Here is a 20,046-nt window from a genome sequence, read left to right as displayed (position 1 = left end):
ACATGTCTTTCAACTCTAAGTGAAAGTGTTTCAAGTCCTTGTATTAATTGGAATGCATTAAATGGACTAAGTGCAGCTCCTGTGTCACGAAGTAATTGTACTCTAGCCTTAATTATATAAGCTATATTACCAAAAGCCTCTGCATACACGATTCCATTATAGCTTGAATCTGGCTCAGTAAATCCTTTAAACTTACCTGATGCCCAGTCAAAGTTACCTCCATCAACTATAATTCCACCTAGTGATGTACCATGTCCACCTATAAACTTAGTAGCTGAATGAACTACTATGTCCGCTCCATGTTCAATTGGTCTAATAAGGTATGGAGTTCCAAATGTATTGTCTACAATTAGTGGAATATTGTTTTCGTGGGCAATTGCTGCTACCTTCTCAATATCTATTATATTTGAATTTGGGTTACCTATTGTTTCAATATAGATAGCCTTTGTATTTTCATTTATTGCACTTCTAAAGTTCTCAACATCATCTGGGTCTACAAAAGTAGTAGTAATCCCGTACTTTGGAAGAGTTGATGCAAATAAGTTATATGTTCCACCGTAAAGGGTTCCTGCTGATACTATGTTGTCTCCTGCTTCACAAATATTCATAATAGAATATGTTATTGCTGCACTACCTGAAGCTACTGCAAGGGCAGCTGCTCCCCCCTCTAGCTCTGCAACTCTCTTTTCTAAAACATCAGTAGTTGGATTCATTAGTCTTGTATAAATATTTCCGAACTCTTTAAGTCCAAATAAATTTGCAGCATGATCTGCATCATTAAATACATATGATGTTGTTTGATATATTGGAACTGCTCTAGCTCCTGTTGTTTTGTCTACCTCTTGTCCACCATGAACCTGAATTGTGTTAAACCCTAATTTTTTCCCCATTATTCTATCCTCCTATAAATAAATAATTAATATATTTTAGATGTAATACATTATTTCCTGATGTCCTCTTACTTTTTTATACTTTTCTACTAAAACATCAAGTTTCGTTTCTGTAGTTACATCAAAAATTGCCCCATTAACCTTTTCCCATACACAAGTGTTTATACATCTTTTTATTAATGTGTCATCTGGCATATTATCAACAATTGATAAATCACCTTCTATTGAATATAGAATATCGTAAACACTTATTTCTGAGTTTTCCTTTGTTAAGAAGTAGCCACCCCTAGCTCCCTTAACACTTTTTACTATTCCTGATTTTTTCAGTGATGAAAAAACCTGCTCTAAATATCTTTCTGATATATCCTCCGCCTCTGCTATCATATATAGTGGAATATATCCACTATCCCTATTAGCTGCTAAATAAATCATAGCTCGAAGTCCATATCTTCCCTTTGTAGATAGTTTCACTTATAACACCTCAAATTCTAAATAAAGTACTCTATTTGCTTATATGCTTCCTTTTCCTTTAGGGACTCGTATTCTTGAACAAGATCTTTAATAGTTATATTGTCAACTACTCCTTCAATCTCATCCTTAATACCCTTCCAAACATCCTTTGTTACGCATTTTTCAAATGCTTCGCAGGATATAATCCCCTCATCTAGACATTTTACAGGAGAAAGTGACCCTTCAAGTGACCTTATTATTTTTCCTACTGTAATTCTTGAGATATCCTTAGATATTTTGTATCCACCTTGTCCACCTCTAGTACCTTCTACAATCCCATTCTTTCTAAGATCTGAAAAAATATGTTCTAGGTATTTCTGCGAGATTCCTTGCCTTTCTGAAATAGACTTAATAGATACACTTTCTCCATTACCGTATAGTGCCATATCTAAAATGGCTTCTATTCCATATCTCCCCTTAGTTGAAATTCTCATATATACCTCCTTAGTATTTCCTACTAAAACTATATGTTAAATATATATTACATTCCATTATTTACTATGTCAATATTTTCTATAATATTTTTTATTTTTTTATATTCTTTATTTTGAAGGTGCTTAATTATTTGGCTTCCTACAATTACTCCATCACTAGCATTTGCAAGCTCTCTAGCCTCCTCTTTTGTAGAAATTCCAAAACCAGATAATACAGCTACATTTGAAAAACTTTTTACTTGTTTTAGTAGATTTAAGGTATCATTTGAGATTTTATTTTCTTTTCCTGTTACAGATAGGGTATTTACACAATATACAAATCCAGAGGCAATATTAACTATCTTCTTAATTCTTTCAGTTGAGGATGTTAGTGTTACAAGTGGTATATATGAAACATTATTCTTTATACATGAATCTATATAGGGATTCGCTTCTTCTAGGGGAACATCAGGAATAATCACACCATCTACTCCTTTTTCCCTTGAAAGAGTGAAGAATTTCTCTATTCCTACCGAAAGTATAGGATTAAGATAGGTCATAATAACTATTGGTATATCTACTCTTTTTTTGATTTCTTCTACACAGTTAAGTACGTCATATATGGTTGTTCCATTAGAAAGTGCCCTTTTGCCTGCTTCTTGAATTGTTAGTCCATCTGCTGCTGGGTCTGAAAATGGAACTCCAAGTTCTAAAATATTAGTTCCCATTTCCTTTAGTCTTACAGCATCTTCTATTGTCCCCTTAATGCCCCTTTCCCCAGCCATAATATAGGCTGTAAATGCTTTTTTAGAATTAGCTTTAAGGTTACTTAGGGTTTCTATTAATTTATTTTCCATGGTTATCCTCCTCTAAAATAAGGCTTAATCTTTCAACATCCTTATCTCCTCTACCTGATAGACAAACAACGATTACTTTATCCTTATTAAGTGTTTTTGCTAATTTCATTGCATATGAAATTGCGTGGGCTGACTCTATAGCAGGTATAATTCCCTCTGCCTTAGTTAGTGCCTTAAACCCATCTATTGCATCCCTATCATCTGCTATAACATACTCTGCTCTTCCTGTAGAGTTAAGATAGCAATGTTCAGGACCAACCCCAGGATAATCAAGTCCAGCAGATATTGAGTAGGGCTCTATTATCTGCCCATATTCGTCCTGTAATAGCATCATCTTAGAACCATGAAGAACTCCACTTCTACCATATGCCATACTTGCAGCATTTTCACTCTCACCATGACCACCTGGTTCTACACCATATAACTTAACTGAAGCATCATTAATAAATGGATAAAACATTCCTATAGAATTACTTCCTCCACCAACACAGGCTACAAGTGCATCTGGAAGTTTTCCCTCCACATTTAAGATCTGCTCCCTTGTTTCTCTCCCAATAATACTTTGAAAGTCACGAACCATTTGAGGAAACGGATGTGGTCCAACTACACTACCAATGCAGTAATGCGAATCTATACAAGATGCCACCCAATCTCTTAATGCCTCATTAACTGCATCTTTTAGGGTACCCCCTCCACTTGTTACCTCAATAACCTTAGCTCCAAGCATTTTCATTCTATCTACATTAAGCTTCTGACGCTTAATATCTTCACTTCCCATAAAAACCTTACATTCCATTGATAAAAGTGCACAGGCTGTTGCAGTTGCAACTCCATGTTGACCTGCTCCTGTTTCTGCTATTATTTTTCTTTTACCCATTCTTTTAGCAAGAAGACATTGTCCTATTGCATTATTAATTTTGTGGGCACCTGTATGGTTAAGGTCTTCTCTTTTAAGGTATATCTTAGCCCCACCTACCTTATCAGTAAGATTCTTTGCAAAATATAATGGAGTAGAGCGACCAACATAACTTTCTAAGTAGTAATTTAACTCCTCTTGAAACTCATTGCTGTTTTTGATTTCTTCGTATTCTCTACTTAATTCAAGTACAGGCTTAATTAGAATTTCCGGAATAAACATTCCTCCAAATTCACCATAGTATCCGTTAATTGGATTATTATACCCTTCCATTTTTATCCCCCTTTACTTTTTCTATAAATTTTTCTATAAGACATATACTTTTTGTATTATTTATTTCAACTCCTGAACTTACATCTACCATATAAGGATTAACTAGTTTTATAGCATCCTGAACATTGGTACTATTAAGTCCACCTGCTAATACTAACTTGTCTCTGTGCTCCCTCTTAAGGCCTCTTAATACGTTCCAGTCAAATGCCTTCCCCTCTCCCCCTCTATAAACTTCACACTTAGCATCAAGTAGTATTCTCTGTACATTCTTAAAGTCATCTATTTTAATAAGATCACTTTCCTCATTTATAGAAAACGCTTTCATAACCCTACAATTAACCTTAGATATATATGAAGCATCCTCATCACCATGAAGCTGAACAAAGTCTAGCTTAAGTGCATTAACTAAATAGTTAATCCTATTAATATCCTCATTAACAAATACCCCTATTCTTTCAATTCCGCTTCTAAGAGCATCTGTAAGAATCCTTGCCCTCTCTAAACTTATTTCTCTTTTGCTTTTGGCAAAGACTATCCCTACCCCATCTATATTTAAGTTATTTATAGCCCTAATTGTTTCTAATTCTTTGATTCCACATATTTTTACCCTAGTCATTTTCAACATCTCTTATTTCTAGAATCTTATCTTTAAGACTATTTGAGGTTACAAAGCTTTCACCTACTAGTACACAATCTACTCCAAGATTCTTCAAATACCTAATATCCTCATTTGACTTAATCCCACTTTCGCTAATTACAATACCCTTAAATCCCTTAAGCTCCTTTATTAATTCCCCTGTTACCCTTATATCTGTTTTAAAGGTTTTAAGATTTCTGTTGTTAATTCCTATTATGCTTGGGTTTAGCTTAAGTCCTCTGTGAATCTCTTCTTTACTGTGAACCTCAATAATTATGTTTAGCCCATAACTTAATGCATAACTATATAAGTCACTTAATTCATAATCATCTAAACATGCAGCTATAAGAAGAATAATATCTGCTCCTAACTTATATGCTATGTCTATTTGAACCCTATCAACTATAAAGTCCTTACATAGAATAGGTAAACTAGTTTCAAGTCTAACCTCTAATAAATCCTTGTAACTTCCTTTAAAGTACTTATCCTCTGTTAATACTGATATGGCACTTGCACCACTCTCCTCGTACTCCCTTGCAAGTAATCTTGGGTCTAGATCAATATTTAAGTCTCCCTTAGATGGTGATGCCCTCTTAATCTCTGCAATAACTGCCATTCCTTTTGATGATTTAACCCTATCTATAAAGGATATTGGGGATTTGTTTATTTTACTTAAAACATCTTTCTTGTATGAAACTATTTCCTCTAATATAGTTGCCATTATCTATTACTCTCCTTTACTAATAGGTTAAGCTTCTCAAGTGCCTTCCCAGAATCTATTGCATAGGTTACTATTTGAACTGCATCTTGAATATCACTACACATACCTGAGGCTACAAGTCCAATTGCTGAATTTAGTATTACAACATCTCGCCTAGGACCTTTTTCCCCGCTTAAAATGCTTCTAGTTATTAATGCATTTTCACTTGGCTCCCCACCTATAAGTGATGAATTCTTAGCATTCATAAGACCATAGTCCTTCCCATTAACTATTAGTCTTTTTATTTCTCCGTTTTTTAGATATGCTATATGATTATCTCCCTCAAGTGATGCCTCATCCATTCCACCATAACCATTAACAACCACTGCTGTTTCTCTTCCTAGAATTGAAAGTATATTGCACATTCTATCTACTAGTTCCTCACTATATACACCTATCATCTGTCCATTAATTTCAACTGGATTTATTAGTGGTCCAAGTAAATTAAATACTGTAGGTACCCCTAAATCTAATCTTGTTTGCATAATATTCTTAAGAAGTGGATGCATATTTGGTGCAAATAAAAAGACTATTCCGACATCTTGAAGTATTTCTTCTATTCTATTATCAGGAATGTTTATGTTAACTCCTAAATGTGTAAGTAAATCACTACTTCCGCTTTTACTTGATATTGACCTATTTCCATGCTTTGCAACCTTAACCCCTGATGCTGCAAGTACAAAGGAGCAGGTAGTAGATATATTAAATGTTGATAGCTTATCTCCCCCTGTACCACAGTTATCCATAACAAAACCATCTATTTTTCTAAACTTTTTCCCTTCCTCCTTCATAGCAAGTGCCATTCCTGCTATTTCCTCACTGCTTTCTCCCTTGGTCTTCAGGGATAATAGTAGTCCTCCTATCTCTGACTGGGTTGCACTAGAGTGAAGTAAATACTTACAAACCTCCTTAGCCTCCTCAATAGATAGACCCTCCTTATTAACTGTTTTTAGAATATATTCCTTTAAAACTCCCATACTAACACTCCCTATTAACTATATTTATAAAGTTTTTAATCATTTTTTTGCCTTCCTTTGTAAATATAGATTCTGGATGAAATTGCATTCCATACACTGGATATTTCCTGTGTTTTAATGCCATAACTTCACCTTCCTTAGTTAATGCTGTTACTACTAATTCCTTATTTTCATCTATTTTAGTAACTATTAGTGAATGGTATCTCATAACAGTTGTTGGAGTGTTTACCCCTTCAAATATTCCATCCCCATTATGGTAAACATCAGAAACCTTACCATGCATTATTCTACTAGCCTTAACTACATCACATCCAAAAACCTCTCCTATAGACTGATGACCAAGGCAAATACCTAGAATAGGCACCCTATTATAAAAGGTTTCAATAACCTTTTTTGATATACCAGCTTCACTTGGAGTCTTAGGTCCTGGTGAAATAATAATTCCACTTGGGTTTAATGATTTTATTTCATCAATTGATATTTTGTCATTTCTATAAACAACAACATCATTGTAAAATTCACTTACATACTGATATACGTTATAGGTAAATGAATCATAATTATCTATTAAAAGTATCATGAAAGCACCTCCATTACTGATAAAGCCTTACTTTTAGTTTCTTCGTATTCCCTTTCCTCTACAGAGTCATATACAACACCTGCACCTGATTGAATATATATTTTGTTATTCTTAATAAGTCCACATCTAATTGCAATTGCAAAGTCTATGTTCCCGTTAAAGGACATATAGCCTATTGCACCTCCATATACTCCCCTTTTCTCCTTCTCAAGTTCATTAATTATCTCCATAGCTCTAATTTTAGGTGCACCAGATAATGTTCCTGCTGGGAATACTGATGTAAATCCATCTAGTGGGTGAAGATTCTCCTTAAGCTTCCCACTTACCTTAGCAGTTAAATGTATTACACTTGAGAACTTCTCTGGCTTTAAAAGAGACTCTACATTAACGCTTGATATTTCACTAACTTTTCCTATGTCATTTCTACCAAGGTCTACAAGCATTAAATGTTCTGCCCTTTCCTTTTCATCTTCTAAAAGACCTTTAATAATCTCCTCATCTTCCATATCTGACTTTCCTCTTTTTCTAGTACCTGCAATTGGGTTAGTTATAATATTTCTTCCCTCTACCTTAACTAAGCTTTCAGGAGATGAGCCTAAAATTGTAAACCCATCAAACTCTATATAAAACATATAAGGTGAAGGGTTAAATCTTCTTAGCTTTCTATATAGAAAAAACTCGTCTCCCTTAATAGTTGCTGAGAATCTTTGTGATAGTACAACCTGGAATATATCCCCTATTTCTATATATTCCTTAGCCCTTGTAACCATAGACTTAAATTCTTCCTCACTAGTATTACTTTCAAAAACAATCTGGCTTTCATTTTCTATAGGAGTTATAGGCTTCTCCATTAAAATTGAATCCTTTATTTTCTCTAGGGCATCTCTACACTCTTCGTATGATACATCTTCTCCTAGTTGAACTGTTTTCCCTATAAAAATCGTATCTGTTAAGTGGTCAAAAATAATATAGGTTTTGTAGTACATAAAATAATAGTCAGGTACTTTTATAGGATCATACTTTGTCTCTCCAATGTTTTCATATAGACTTTTAATATCGTATCCAAAATACCCTATAGCACCTCCCACAAAGGGAAGAGAACCTTCTATGCTTTTGTTAATATCATTTTTAAAATAACTAATAGGGTCCTCCTCAGAAATTACTGTTTCCCCATTACTGATAATTGTTATATCTCTCCCTGTTCCAAAAACCTTCTTGTATGGATCTATTGCAATAATTGAATATCTTGACCTTACATATCCATTTTCCATACTTTCAAGTAATGCCTTGTTCTTACTCTTAAGTCTTTGAAATACTCCAATTGGAGTTAGTTCGTCTGAGTTAACGTCTATATAAACAACAAACTCGCTACCTTCAATTTTTAACCTATTAAATTCCTGGCTTGATAAATTCATAAAACACCTCCAAAAAAATTAAAGCCCCCTATAGGAATTCCTATAGAGGGCGAATAAACACGCGGTGCCACCTCAATTAAGTACAGTTGTACTTATCTCAATCAGATACAGAAATTAATTTCGATATCTTATCCCTTTAACGGTGGAAGCCGTGTCCCCTACTCTCATCTGATTTCAGTTTCCTCTCGTAAGTCCATTCACTATCCCTTCAAAACTGGTTCACACCTACCACCAGCTCTCTGAATTCTCCAGAATACCTACTTCTCTTACTCAATGATTTATAGTAAAATTTAACTTTTCATTCATTCTATGCCACTCAATTAAAAATGTCAACACCTATTTTAAAATTACTCTTCTCCAAGATAAATCTTCTTAACCCTATCATCTACTAATAGGTCACTTCCTGTTCCATCAAATGCAACACTACCTGTTTCTATAACATATCCTCTATCAGCTATTGATAGAGCTATGTTAGCATTTTGCTCAACAAGTAAAACTGTTAAGCCTTTTTTGTTAAGGCCTTTAATTGCACTAAATATCTCATCAATTACTATTGGAGCAAGTCCCATAGATGGTTCATCAAGTGCTAAAAGCTTTGGCCTAGACATTATTCCACGGCCAATAGCAAGCATCTGCTGTTCCCCTCCACTTAAGGTTCCTCCCATTTGCTTTTTTCTTTCCTTTAACCTTGAAAATAACGTATAAACATAATCAAGATCTTCCTTAATTTCAGCCTTATTCTTTCTAAGATAAGCTCCCATTAAAAGGTTTTCTTCAACAGTTAACTTATTAAATATTCTTCTTCCCTCTGGTACATGAATAAGGCCTTTGCCTACTATTTTTTCAGATGGAGTTTTAGTAATATCCTCCTCTTCAAAAATAATGCTCCCTCCCCTTATTTTTATAAGGTTTGAAATGCTTTTTAAAACTGTACTTTTACCTGCACCATTACTTCCAACTAAGGTTACTATCTCCCCCTCTTTCACCTCAAAGCTTAACTTATTAAGGGCATGAATTCCTCCATAAAACACATCAAGTTCATTAACCTTAAGCATCCTTTTCACCTCCACCTAAATAAGCTGAGATAACCTTTTCATTTTGCTGCACTTCACTAGGGGTTCCATCTGCAATCTTATTACCATAGTCAAGAACTACAACCCTATCCGAAACGCTCATAACAAGCTTAATATCATGTTCAATTAAAATAACAGTGTATCCACTTTCCCTTATTTTGTGGATAAACTTCTCCATTTCTCTTTTTTCCCCTGTATTCATTCCAGCTGCAGGTTCATCAAGAAGAATTACCTTAGGGTCTGTTGCAAGTGCCCTTGCTATTTCTACCCTTCTTTGATGACCGTATGGAAGTGAAGTTGCTATTTCATCCCTCTTATCATAAAGCCCTACAAATTCAAGAAGTTCAAAGGCTTTTTCCCTAGCTAATCTTTCCTCTTCCTTAACAGACTTAGTTCCAAGTAAAGTATTAAATATATTAGACTTTCCTCTACAATGCTGACCTAAAAGTACATTTTCAAATACGCTCATAGTATTAAAAAGCCTTATATTCTGAAATGTTCTTCCAATACCTAGTCTAGTTATTTTATATGTTTTCTCCCCAACTATACTTTTTTCAAGGAAATTAACTTCCCCTTCTGTTGGTTCGTAAATTCCTGTTACTAAGTTAAAGAAGGTTGTCTTACCTGCACCGTTTGGCCCAATTAAACTAACGATTTCACCTTCATCTACATGAAAGTCTACTGCATTAACAGCTGTTAGTCCTCCAAATATTTTAGTTAAATTTTTGGTTTCAAGTAATCTCACGATTTAGCCCTCCTTTTCAACTTACTCATACTTATCATTCCTTGAGGCCTCATTATCATCATAAGAGCAAGTAGAATTCCGTATATTGCATATCTATATGTTGCAACATCTCTTAATGCCTCTGGTAGTAGTGTTAATATGGCAGCTCCAAGAATAACCCCTGGTATACTTCCAAGTCCTCCAAGTACAACCATACATAATATAGAAACCGATTCCATATAAGTAAAGTTATCCGGGTTAACATAGTGTACAAATGATGCAAAGAAGCCTCCAGCAAGTCCTGCAAGTATAGCCCCAAGTACAAATGCTAATACCTTAAGATAAGTTACATTAACACCCATAGCATCTGCTGCTATTTCATCATCACGTACTGCTATAAGCCCTCTACCAAGTCTTGAATTAAGTAGCTTATATGATATATAAATAGTCACAAAAACTAGTGTTAATATAAGATAGTAATACTCTATATTTGTATTTATCTTAAATGAAAATATACTAGGTGATGGTATTCCTGGAATTCCTGATGGCCCCTTAGTTACATCTATCCAGTTAATAAGAACAAGCCTTACTATTTCGCCAAACCCAATAGTTACAATAGCTAGATAATCTCCCTTAAGCCTAAGTGTTGGCATACCTAGGATGAATCCAAATAATCCTGCCACTATTGCTGCTGCTATAAGTGCAAGCCAAAAATTCATTCTTAAATCAACTGTTAGTATAGCAACTGTATATGCTCCTATTGCATAAAATGCAGCATGTCCCATAGATAATTGTCCCGCAAATCCAAGTACAAAATTAAGACTTAACGCTAGTACAACGTATAAAAGTATAACAACACTAGTTCTTAGTACATATGCCTGACTCTGGGCTATAACTGGGAAAATAAGCATTACAATGCAAGTTCCTATTATTAAGATCTTTTTCTTTTTATCATCTAAACCAACAATTTTATCTGTTGAAAAATCAAAGAATTTTGATAGGAATTTAATACATAAAAAGAGTATTCCTGAAGCTAAAACAAGATTAAAAACAACCTTTAAAAAATCCATTTACATACACCTCCTATACCTTTTCCTTAACTGATTTTCCAAATATACCAGTTGGCTTAATAAGAAGTATTGCAATAAGTATTACAAATGCAATTGCATCTCTATACCCTGAAGATATATATGCAGCTCCAAGACTTTCAGATACTCCCATAATAAGTCCACCAAGCATTGCCCCAGGAATACTTCCAATTCCTCCAATTACAGCAGCTATAAATGCCTTAAGTCCTGCCATAAATCCCATCATAGGATATGCTGCCTGATAATACATTCCTACAAGTATTCCTGCTGCTGCCCCTAGGGCTGAACCAATTGCAAATGTAAAGTATACAATTTTATTTGTATTAATACCCATAAGTCTTGCTGCATCCATATCCTGAGATGTACATCTCATAGCACGGCCAAGCCTTGTGTACTGAACTATATAAGTTAATAGTCCAACAAGCACTGCAGCTATAACAAATATTACTATTTGAATTGTAGTAAACTTCATAGAAAAAATTGAATATGTGCTATTTTGAATTACTGCTGGAAATGACTTTGTTTCAGGTCCCCATACAAGCATTGCAAAGTTTTCAAGGAAAATTGCTGCACCTATAGCACAGAGAAACAAGTTTATACGAGCCGCTTTAAAAAGCGGCTTATATACAAACTTTGCCATGCAAACACCAAACAAACTTGCACCTATCATCCCTATTAGGAAGGCAACAATGATAGGCATTTTGAAAAGTGTAACACAGGTAAGAGTTATAAATGCCCCAAGCATATAAATATCCCCATGGGCAAAATTTATAAGACTTATTATCCCATAAACCATGGTAAAACCTATTGCAGTTAAAGCGTAAATACTGCCAAGGGCAAGTCCATTACTTAGCTGTTCTAAAAACATACTATTTCCTCCCTTAAATTAATTATTTACCTACTTTTTCTGCTGGTACAATCTTACCATCCTTAACTGTTAGTATTAGAATTTTTCTTTCTACTTCATTATTTTTAAATGTTATAGGTCCTGCAACTCCTTGATACTCCTTAACAGAATCTAAATATCCCTTAATAGCTGCTCTATCCTCACCCTTTTCTTCTATAGCCTTAATAAACAGCTTTGCAGAATCATATGCAAGTGCTGCATATGTGTCTGGGTCTTTTTGATATTTTTCTTTAAAGCCTTTAACAAATTCCTTAGTTCCACTAAACTCAATATCTGGGTGGAAGAATCCTGCAAAAACAATTCCTTCAACTGATTTACCACCAAGCTTTATAAGCTCATCTGAACTAATCCCTTCTGTTCCAAGCATTTGAACCTCTAGTCCTAGTGACTTACTTTGCTGTGCAATTAATGCAGTTTCAACATAGTAACCTGCAACAAATAAAAGGTCTGGACTTTTACCTTTGATTTTTGTTATTTGAGGACTAAAATCCTTTGATTGACCTTCAAAGTACATTTCAGTTGCTACTACCTTACCACCTAACTTTTCAAACTCTTTTTTAAATTCACTTGTTAGATTAGTTCCATAATCGTTAGCTGAATGCATTATAGCTACTTTTCTTTTTCCAAGAACATTATATGAATGCTGTGCTAACTGAACTGCCTGCTCCTTATCTGAAAGTGATATTCTATATACATGAGGTGTTGTTCCGTCTGAAATTGCCTTATTAACTATATCTGTTATAACTGGGATTCCTGCTGATTCGTATATACCTCTTGCAGCAAGTGTACATGCTGTATTCCAGTGACCTATGATTCCTAGTATACTGTCATTTGAGGTTATTTTTTGAGCTACATTAGGAGCCTCTTTTGGGTTACCTGTATCGTCTTCAACTATAAGTCTTACCTTCTTACCGTTAATACCACCCTTAGCATTAACCTCGTCAATAGCTAAATTCATAGCCTTAACCTTCATGTCTCCAAATTGTGCTGAATCTCCTGTCATCGGATTAGCTGAAGCAAGTACTACTTCTTCTCCTCCCCCTTGAGAACAAGAAGCAAGTGATAATCCTAAAGTTAGGGCCATAAGTAGTGCTCCTGCTTTTTTAAACTTTTTAAACAGTTTCATAAATCCCCCATATTTAATATTGGTAGTTTAGTCTATGTTTAAATAAACATAAAAATAATAAATTCCATAGTATTTAATACTTTGTTAAAACATAGTTAATAATAATTTTATGCATTCTCTATTTTTGTTATAATAGTAATGGTGATTAATATGAATTTTATCTATATATTAAAATGTAGTGATAATACTCTATACACAGGGTGGACAACCGACCTTAATAGAAGGCTTAAAACCCATCTCAGTGGTAAGGCTTCTAAATATACAAGGGCTAGACTCCCTGTTGAAATGGTTTACAGTGAAAGCTTCCTAACTAAAAGTGAAGCAATGAAAAGAGAAGCGGCTATAAAAAAGCTAACCAGAAAAGAAAAACTAAACCTTATATCTAAGTCTAAATAACAAAATAAAACCTGTTAGAATTATCTAACAGGTTTTTAAGTGCACTTATTATAATATAAACAACTTAATGTTTATTTTTTTGAAGGCGCCATATGTATCGCCTTATTATCTATGCCAAGAACTGCTTCTACAAAGCTTTCTGACAATGTTGGGTGAGCATGTATTGTATTTGCAATATCATTAACATTAAGTTTCTTGCTAACTGCAAGTACACCTTCATGTATTAAATCTGAGGCATGGGGTCCTAAAATGTGTACTCCTAGGATATTATTATCAATATCAGCTAGTATCTTTACTAGACCCTCGCTTTCACCAAGTGCTAGTGCCTTCCCATTAGCTCCAAACATAAACTTTGAAACCTTATATTCTTTTCCTTCAGCCTTAAGCTCATCCTCAGATGGTCCTATAGTTGAAAGTTCTGGGAAAACAAATACGCAATTTGGTACTAGATTATGATCTGCATGGCTTACAAGACCTGTGATTATTTCTGCAACAGATATTCCTTGATGTGAGGCAGCATGTGCAAGCATATGCTTTCCATTTACATCTCCTATTGCATAAATGCCTTTAATATTTGTTTCAAAATTCGCATCTACTTTGATTCCCTTGTTATCAAACTCAATACCTACATTCTCAAGACCTAGTCCCTCTACTACTGGAACTCTACCGATTGAAAGTAGTACCTTGTCTGCTTCAAAGCTAACTTCACCCTTTTTACCATTAGCTATGACTTTTAGTGAATCATTTTCCTTACTAATACTTTGAATTCTTGTATTAAGATTCATTGCTATTCCCTTCTTTTTAGAAGAAGCTATTAGTCTCTTAGTAAGGTCTGTGTCTGCAAACTTTAATATTCTATCAGAACTTTGAAGTACTGTTACTTCACTTCCTAAAGAATTAAATATTGAGGCAAATTCCATACCAATAACTCCACCACCAACAACTAGTAGCCTCTTTGGAACTTCACTTAGTTCAAGTATTTCATCACTTGTTAGAACTCCCTCAAGGTTTCCACCTTCTATTGATGGCATGCTAGGCCTTGAGCCTGTAGCTATTATTATGTTTTTTGCTGTAATCTCTCTTGTTTCACCATTATTTAAATTAACTGTAACTGTATTCTTGTCTTTAAGAGATGCCTTACCACTAATAAGTTCAACTCCATTTGCTTTAAGCAGCTGATCTATACCTGATACAAGGGTATTTACAATTCCGCCTTTTCTCTCTTGAACCTTTGTAAAGTCAAGATCAAATGACGGAATTGTTATACCAAACATATCTGCTTCTTTAATATTATTTATTATTTCAGCATTTCTATATAGGGCCTTAGTTGGAATACAACCTCTATTAAGGCATGTTCCTCCAACCTTGTCCATCTCAACTACACAGGTTTTAGCCCCTAGCTGGGCAGCTCTTATAGCTGCCACATATCCACCAGGGCCTCCACCTATAACTAGTACGTCCATAGAAGTTAACTACAACTACTCAGCAGTCCACTTTAAAACTGGGTTCATAGCAGCTTTAACCTCATCAACTCTCTTAATAAGAGTTGTGTATGGTGCACCCTTAACTAGTTCTGGGTTTTCTTCTGCCTCTTTAGCAATACTAATCATTGCCTCAATAAATCCGTCTAAAGTCTCACGTGACTCTGTTTCAGTTGGTTCTATCATTATAGCTTCGTTTACTATTAGTGGGAAGTAAACTGTTGGTGGGTGGTATCCATAGTCAAGAATTCTCTTAGCTATATCCATTGTAGTAACCCCTGATAGTCCACCAAGTCCTGCTAATACAAATTCATGTTTACAAAGCTTATCTATAGGAAGTGAGTAATGCTTCTTTAAAGCTTCCTTCATATAGTTAGCATTAAGTACTGCTGTTTCACTAGCGTACTTAAGTCCTTCAGCTCCCATTGCTAGAATATAAGTATATGCTCTAACAAGGATTCCAAAGTTTCCATAGAAGTTCTTAATCTTACCAAGACTCTTTTCTCTATCGTAATCAAGAGCATAACTATCTGCTTTCTTAACTACAACTGGAGTCGGAAGATACTTTTCTAGGAATGACTTAACCCCAACTGGACCTGCCCCTGGGCCTCCCCCTCCGTGTGGAGTTGAGAATGTCTTATGTAGGTTAAGGTGGATAATATCAAATCCCATATCCCCTGGCCTTGTTATACCCATGATAGCGTTCATATTAGCTCCATCATAGTATAGTAGTCCACCAGCTTCATGAACTAGATCTGCTATTTCCTTAATGTTTGTTTCAAATAATCCAAGTGTACTTGGATTAGTTAGCATTAGTCCTGCTACCTTGTCATCTAGTACCTCTTTAAGAGCATCTATATTAACTGACCCATCAGCATTAGACTTAATTTCAACTACTTCAAAACCGGCAACTGCAGCTGATGCAGGGTTAGTACCATGTGCTGAATCAGGAACGATAATCTTATTTCTCTCGTTTTCTCCCTTATCTCTATGGTATGCCTTCATAAGCATTAGTCCTAGCATTTCACCATGTGCTCCTGCAGCTGGTTGTAGAGTTACAGCATCCATACCAGTTATTTCTGAAAGTCTACCTGATAAATCGTACATAAGCTCAAGTGCTCCCTGTACTGATTCTACAGTTTGGTATGGGTGAATGCATTTAAATCCACAAAGTCCTGCAACATCTTCATTTACCTTAGGATTGTACTTCATTGTACATGATCCTAGTGGATAGAATCCTGTATCAACTCCGTAGTTCTTATTAGATAAAAGTGTAAAGTGTCTTACAACTTCATTTTCCGCTACTTCTGGAAGCTTAGCATCTTCTTGTCTAAGTAGACCTTCTGGAAGAATGCTTTTAACGTCCTTAACCTCTACATCGCATGCAGGAAGCTTATGTCCTACTCTGCCTGGCTTTGAAATTTCAAATATTAAACTGTTATATGGTTTCATCTCTACATTCCTCCCAATACATCAGCTAATTTATCTATCTCAGCCTTAGTTCTCTTCTCAGTAACACATACTACCGTCTTATTTTCCATACCTTCATAGCTTCTACCTAGGTCGTATCCACCAATAATTCCATTTTCAAGTAGCTTACTATTAGTTTCTTCAGTGTTACCTGGAAGCTCTACTGTAAACTCTTTAAAGAATGGAGCGTTAAATACTGGCTTAACCTTACCAGTTGCTACTAATGCATCATAAGCATAGTGTGCTTTTTGTAGACATTGAGTTGCTACTTCTTTAATTCCTTGCTTTCCAAGAAGTGACATGTAAATAGTTGCTCTAACAGCGTTTAGTGCTTGGTTTGAGCAAATATTTGATGTAGCTTTCTCACGTCTAATATGCTGCTCTCTAGCTTGTAGAGTCAGAACGAATGCTCTCTTTCCATCAAGGTCCTCAGATAATCCTGCAACTCTTCCTGGAATTTTTCTCATAAGCTTCTTAGAAACAGCCATGAATCCTAGTGATGGACCACCAAAGTTCATGTAATTACCAAGACCTTGTCCATCTCCTACAACTATATCTGCACCTATTTCTCCTGGAGTCTTAAGGATTCCTAGTGAAATAGGGTCAACACTCATAATAAGGTTAGCCTTACTTTCATGTGTTATCTTCTCAATAGCCTCAGCATCTTCTATGCATCCGAAGAAGTTAGGGCTTTGGATAATAACTCCTGCAACTGTTTTATCAACAAGTGAAGCAAGGGCCTCAACATCTGTTACTCCATCCTTCATAGGAACTTCAACAACCTCTATGTTATTAAAGTCCATGTAAGTCTTAAGAACTTCTCTTGACTCTGGATGAACAGCTGATGATACTACAATTTTCTTTCTCTTAGCAGCTCCTGTGGCTAGCATTGCTGCCTCTGCAACTGCTGTTGCATTGTCATACATTGATGCATTTGCAACTTCCATTCCAGTTAGTTCACAGATAAGTGATTGGAACTCAAATATAACTTGTAGTGATCCCTGTGAAATTTCTGGTTGGTATGGTGTATATGCTGTATAATATTCTGATCTTAATGCTAGTTGTGATATTGCAGTTGGTACATAATGATCATATGCTCCTGCTCCAAGGAAACATACAGCGTCATCACAACATGAATTTTTCTTACTTAATGAAGAAAGTTTATTCACTATTTCCATTTCTGAATATGGAGCTTCTATGTTAAGCCTTCTGTTAAGCTTTAACTCTTCAGGAATATCGCTAAATAAATCATCAATTGAGTTTAGACCAATTGACTTTAGCATGTCCTCTCTTTCTTCACTAGTTACTGGTATGTAAGGAAACATATATTATGCCTCCTGACCTAGAAACGCTTCATACTTCTCAGCTGTCATTAGTCCATCAAGTTCTGATGCATCGCTGATTTCAACTGCATAAATCCAGTTAGCGTATGGGTCTTGGTTAAGTAGAGTTGGATCATCTTCAACTTCTTCATTAGCCTCAACAATTGTTCCTGAAACTGCTGCGTGTAAGTCTGTTGCAGCCTTAACTGATTCAACAACTCCACATGATTCTCCCTGTGAAACCTCTGAATCTACTTCTGGAAGTTCAACGTAAACAATGCTTCCTAGTTGGTGCTCTGCATATGCTGAAATTCCAACGTATGCCTTATTTCCTTCAACCTTTACCCAGTCGTGGTCAGTTGTATAAAGTAATCCTGCTTCAATTTTCATTTTTAAGTTCCCCCTTAAATTTCCTTTTATTTTTTAATTTATAACACTAAATCTTTATTATTTTGATTTAGTTTTCTTTTGATAGAATTTCTTGCTAATAACAACAGCCTTAGGTGACTTGTTTCTGATTTTAATTTCAAATTCAGTTCCAAGTTCTGCATATTCTACCTTAACAAGAGCTGTACCAATTGTTTTTCCAACTGTAGGTGCAGCGTATCCAGTTGCAACATGTCCGATTATTTCATCACCTACAGCAATTTCATAACCATGTCTTGGAATACCCTTGTCTATCATTTCGAATCCAACCATCTTTCTAGTTAGACCTTCTTCCTTTTGCTTTTGAAGAATTGACTTTCCAATAAAGTCTGATTCCTTACCTAGCTTAACGAAGTATCCAAGTCCTGATTCAAGTGGTGTTATATCATCTGCCATTTCGTTACCGTATAGTGGCAGCCCTGCTTCAAATCTTAGTGTATCACGAGCTCCAAGTCCTGCTGGCTTAAGATCTTCTCCACCAGCTTCCATTAGTGCGTCCCATACTTTTTCTATACAATCATTTGTTGTATATACTTCAAATCCATCTTCTCCAGTGTACCCTGTTCTTGAAACTAGACACTTACATCCAGCAACATTAACTGAATCATTAAAGTAGAAGAATTTAATGCTATTTAGGTCAACATCACTTACCTTTTGAAGAATCTCCTGTGCAAGAGGTCCTTGAATTGCAATTTCAGCAACGCTAGGTGACACGTTTTCGATTGTTACATCAAAACCTTCTGATTGTTCATTTATCCACTTAACATCCTTATCAATGTTAGCAGCATTTATTACAAGGTACATGTGATTTTCATCATACTTGTAAACAAGTAAATCATCTACAACCCCTGCATTTTTATTACACATAAGTGTGTATGCTATTTGTGTATTTTCTAGTACTGAAATGTCATTAGTTACTAGGTAATCAACAAACTTTTGTGCGTCTGATCCCTTAATAACTACTTCCCCCATATGTGATACATCGAAAATACCTGCCTTTTCTCTAACTGCTGTATGCTCCTCTACTAATCCAAGTCCTTCATACTGTACTGGCATTTCCCAACCTGCATATTCTACAAGTTTTCCTCCTGCCTTTACATGAGCCTCGTATAAAGGTGTTCTTTTTACGTTAGACATATTCCTTCCCCCTTTTCTTATAATTTTCAGAACTATTTCTATTTTTAGATAATTTTCGATGTTTTTAGACAACAAAAGATAGGGTAAAACTCTACACCTATCTTATTTATAAAATATAAACTCTACGGATATCTAAGTGTATCTAGTTCTGATCTAGCAGTTAATCCTCTGTCTTTTTTACCTGAAAGTTTCTACATATGAATATGTATTTCTCCGTCGGTGCTTTATAAGACTTTCCAGAGTTCCATCAAATAATGATCCTTTTGCCTGAAAGATTTTATAAAATCCTGCCAAGTAATTTTACATTGCTTCTTCGGCGCCTACCACCTAGGTCTCTCACACTATTATCATCTGGGAATATGAAATTTTTATTTTATTTACATTCATTTTAATTGTTAAATTTGAAAAAATCAACAATTGTTTTCATAAGTGGAAAAATATTTTAGTTTGCTAAAAGCATTGTTAATTCTATATCAAGCATTGCTTTTTATGTTTTTCTGCTTTTTTTGATATTAAATGCCATTACAAAACATTTTATAAAATGAATAATTACTATTTTTTTATTTCATTTAAGGTTAGAAGCCCTTTGCTGTAAGCACTCCCTTAAAATGAATATGCAAAACTCAACTTTATATGATAGCTTTTATAAATTATTGTTACTTTTACTT

Annotated in this window: 21 protein-coding genes, 1 riboswitch and 1 other annotated feature; of the genes, 1 reads left to right on the top strand and 20 read right to left on the bottom strand. The window is 35.0% G+C overall.

Features of this window, described 5'->3' with window-relative positions; genetic code table 11:
* The 15 genes from RR539_RS01830 to RR539_RS01760 form a co-directional block, all read right to left on the bottom strand.
* Nucleotides 1-890: O-acetylhomoserine aminocarboxypropyltransferase/cysteine synthase family protein (locus RR539_RS01830; protein WP_442878380.1), on the bottom strand; the 890-nt coding region annotated here is incomplete at its 3' end.
* A 36-nt stretch (nt 891-926) separates the two neighbouring features.
* Nucleotides 927-1,361, bottom strand: coding sequence for an RrF2 family transcriptional regulator (locus RR539_RS01825; protein WP_332472977.1), 435 nt, complete (start codon nt 1,359-1,361; stop codon nt 927-929).
* A 17-nt stretch (nt 1,362-1,378) separates the two neighbouring features.
* Nucleotides 1,379-1,834 carry an RrF2 family transcriptional regulator gene (locus tag RR539_RS01820; RefSeq protein ID WP_332472976.1) on the bottom strand — a complete coding sequence of 152 codons (456 nt, stop codon included), beginning with the start codon at nt 1,832-1,834 and terminating at the stop codon, nt 1,379-1,381.
* Nucleotides 1,835-1,881: 47 nt separating this feature from the next.
* Entirely contained in the window at nt 1,882-2,670 is a 789-nt protein-coding gene (gene trpA / locus RR539_RS01815; protein WP_332500175.1) for a tryptophan synthase subunit alpha, read from the bottom strand.
* On the bottom strand, nt 2,660-3,859 hold the full coding sequence (gene trpB, locus RR539_RS01810; RefSeq protein ID WP_332472974.1) for a tryptophan synthase subunit beta: 1,200 nt from the start codon (nt 3,857-3,859) through the stop codon (nt 2,660-2,662). Before trpB ends, trpA begins: the two co-directional genes overlap by 11 nt.
* The gene (locus tag RR539_RS01805; RefSeq protein ID WP_332500174.1) at nt 3,846-4,475 is read right to left on the bottom strand and encodes a phosphoribosylanthranilate isomerase; all 630 of its coding nucleotides are present in this window, start codon (nt 4,473-4,475) and stop codon (nt 3,846-3,848) included. The genes trpB and RR539_RS01805 overlap by 14 nt, the downstream gene beginning before the upstream one ends.
* Nucleotides 4,468-5,217: an indole-3-glycerol phosphate synthase TrpC gene (gene trpC, locus RR539_RS01800; protein WP_332483353.1), complete on the bottom strand. Its 750-nt coding sequence runs from the start codon at nt 5,215-5,217 to the stop codon at nt 4,468-4,470. Before trpC ends, RR539_RS01805 begins: the two co-directional genes overlap by 8 nt.
* Complete coding sequence (gene trpD / locus RR539_RS01795; RefSeq protein WP_332472971.1) at nt 5,217-6,233, bottom strand: anthranilate phosphoribosyltransferase; 1,017 nt, start codon at nt 6,231-6,233, stop codon at nt 5,217-5,219. The genes trpC and trpD overlap by 1 nt, the downstream gene beginning before the upstream one ends.
* A 1-nt stretch (nt 6,234) precedes the next feature.
* Nucleotides 6,235-6,813, bottom strand: a complete 579-nt coding sequence (locus tag RR539_RS01790) for an anthranilate synthase component II (protein ID WP_332472970.1) — start codon at nt 6,811-6,813, stop codon at nt 6,235-6,237.
* Entirely contained in the window at nt 6,810-8,228 is a 1,419-nt protein-coding gene (trpE, locus tag RR539_RS01785; RefSeq protein ID WP_332472969.1) for an anthranilate synthase component I, read from the bottom strand. The genes RR539_RS01790 and trpE overlap by 4 nt, the downstream gene beginning before the upstream one ends.
* A gap of 42 nt (nt 8,229-8,270) precedes the next feature.
* Nucleotides 8,271-8,511, bottom strand: a binding site (T-box leader).
* A gap of 64 nt (nt 8,512-8,575) precedes the next feature.
* Nucleotides 8,576-9,283, bottom strand: a complete 708-nt coding sequence (locus tag RR539_RS01780; protein WP_332472968.1) for an ABC transporter ATP-binding protein — start codon at nt 9,281-9,283, stop codon at nt 8,576-8,578.
* Nucleotides 9,276-10,046: an ABC transporter ATP-binding protein gene (locus tag RR539_RS01775; RefSeq protein WP_442878379.1), complete on the bottom strand. Its 771-nt coding sequence runs from the start codon at nt 10,044-10,046 to the stop codon at nt 9,276-9,278. The genes RR539_RS01780 and RR539_RS01775 overlap by 8 nt, the downstream gene beginning before the upstream one ends.
* Nucleotides 10,043-11,095, bottom strand: a complete 1,053-nt coding sequence (locus RR539_RS01770; protein WP_332472967.1) for a branched-chain amino acid ABC transporter permease — start codon at nt 11,093-11,095, stop codon at nt 10,043-10,045. The genes RR539_RS01775 and RR539_RS01770 overlap by 4 nt, the downstream gene beginning before the upstream one ends.
* 13 nt (nt 11,096-11,108) lie before the next feature.
* Nucleotides 11,109-11,981 carry a branched-chain amino acid ABC transporter permease gene (locus RR539_RS01765; RefSeq protein ID WP_332500173.1) on the bottom strand — a complete coding sequence of 291 codons (873 nt, stop codon included), beginning with the start codon at nt 11,979-11,981 and terminating at the stop codon, nt 11,109-11,111.
* Nucleotides 11,982-12,003: 22 nt separating this feature from the next.
* Entirely contained in the window at nt 12,004-13,146 is a 1,143-nt protein-coding gene (locus tag RR539_RS01760; protein ID WP_332472965.1) for an ABC transporter substrate-binding protein, read from the bottom strand.
* 150 nt (nt 13,147-13,296) lie between these two features.
* On the opposite strand from RR539_RS01760, the gene RR539_RS01755 reads away from it, so the two are divergent.
* Complete coding sequence (locus RR539_RS01755) at nt 13,297-13,542, top strand: GIY-YIG nuclease family protein (protein ID WP_332472964.1); 246 nt, start codon at nt 13,297-13,299, stop codon at nt 13,540-13,542.
* Between the two features lie 71 nt (nt 13,543-13,613).
* Here RR539_RS01755 and lpdA read toward each other — a convergent pair whose 3' ends face one another.
* The 5 genes from lpdA to gcvT are packed head-to-tail and all read right to left on the bottom strand — an operon-like array spanning nt 13,614 to nt 19,378.
* Nucleotides 13,614-15,005: a dihydrolipoyl dehydrogenase gene (gene lpdA / locus RR539_RS01750; RefSeq protein ID WP_332472963.1), complete on the bottom strand. Its 1,392-nt coding sequence runs from the start codon at nt 15,003-15,005 to the stop codon at nt 13,614-13,616.
* Between the two features lie 15 nt (nt 15,006-15,020).
* Complete coding sequence (gene gcvPB, locus RR539_RS01745) at nt 15,021-16,475, bottom strand: aminomethyl-transferring glycine dehydrogenase subunit GcvPB (protein ID WP_332472962.1); 1,455 nt, start codon at nt 16,473-16,475, stop codon at nt 15,021-15,023.
* A gap of 2 nt (nt 16,476-16,477) precedes the next feature.
* Nucleotides 16,478-17,818 carry an aminomethyl-transferring glycine dehydrogenase subunit GcvPA gene (gene gcvPA / locus RR539_RS01740; RefSeq protein ID WP_332472961.1) on the bottom strand — a complete coding sequence of 447 codons (1,341 nt, stop codon included), beginning with the start codon at nt 17,816-17,818 and terminating at the stop codon, nt 16,478-16,480.
* Between the two features lie 3 nt (nt 17,819-17,821).
* Nucleotides 17,822-18,205, bottom strand: coding sequence for a glycine cleavage system protein GcvH (gene gcvH / locus RR539_RS01735; protein ID WP_332472960.1), 384 nt, complete (start codon nt 18,203-18,205; stop codon nt 17,822-17,824).
* Nucleotides 18,206-18,262: 57 nt separating this feature from the next.
* Entirely contained in the window at nt 18,263-19,378 is a 1,116-nt protein-coding gene (gcvT, locus tag RR539_RS01730; RefSeq protein WP_332472959.1) for a glycine cleavage system aminomethyltransferase GcvT, read from the bottom strand.
* A gap of 245 nt (nt 19,379-19,623) precedes the next feature.
* Nucleotides 19,624-19,729, bottom strand: a riboswitch (glycine riboswitch).
* Nucleotides 19,730-20,046: the final 317 nt, after the last annotated feature.

Source organism: Clostridium sp., assembly GCF_036639235.1.
Lineage (GTDB): Bacteria > Bacillota > Clostridia > Clostridiales > Caloramatoraceae > Clostridium_AB.
Note: the sequence above shows the minus strand (reverse complement) of the source record. Positions and strands in the feature narration are given on the sequence as shown.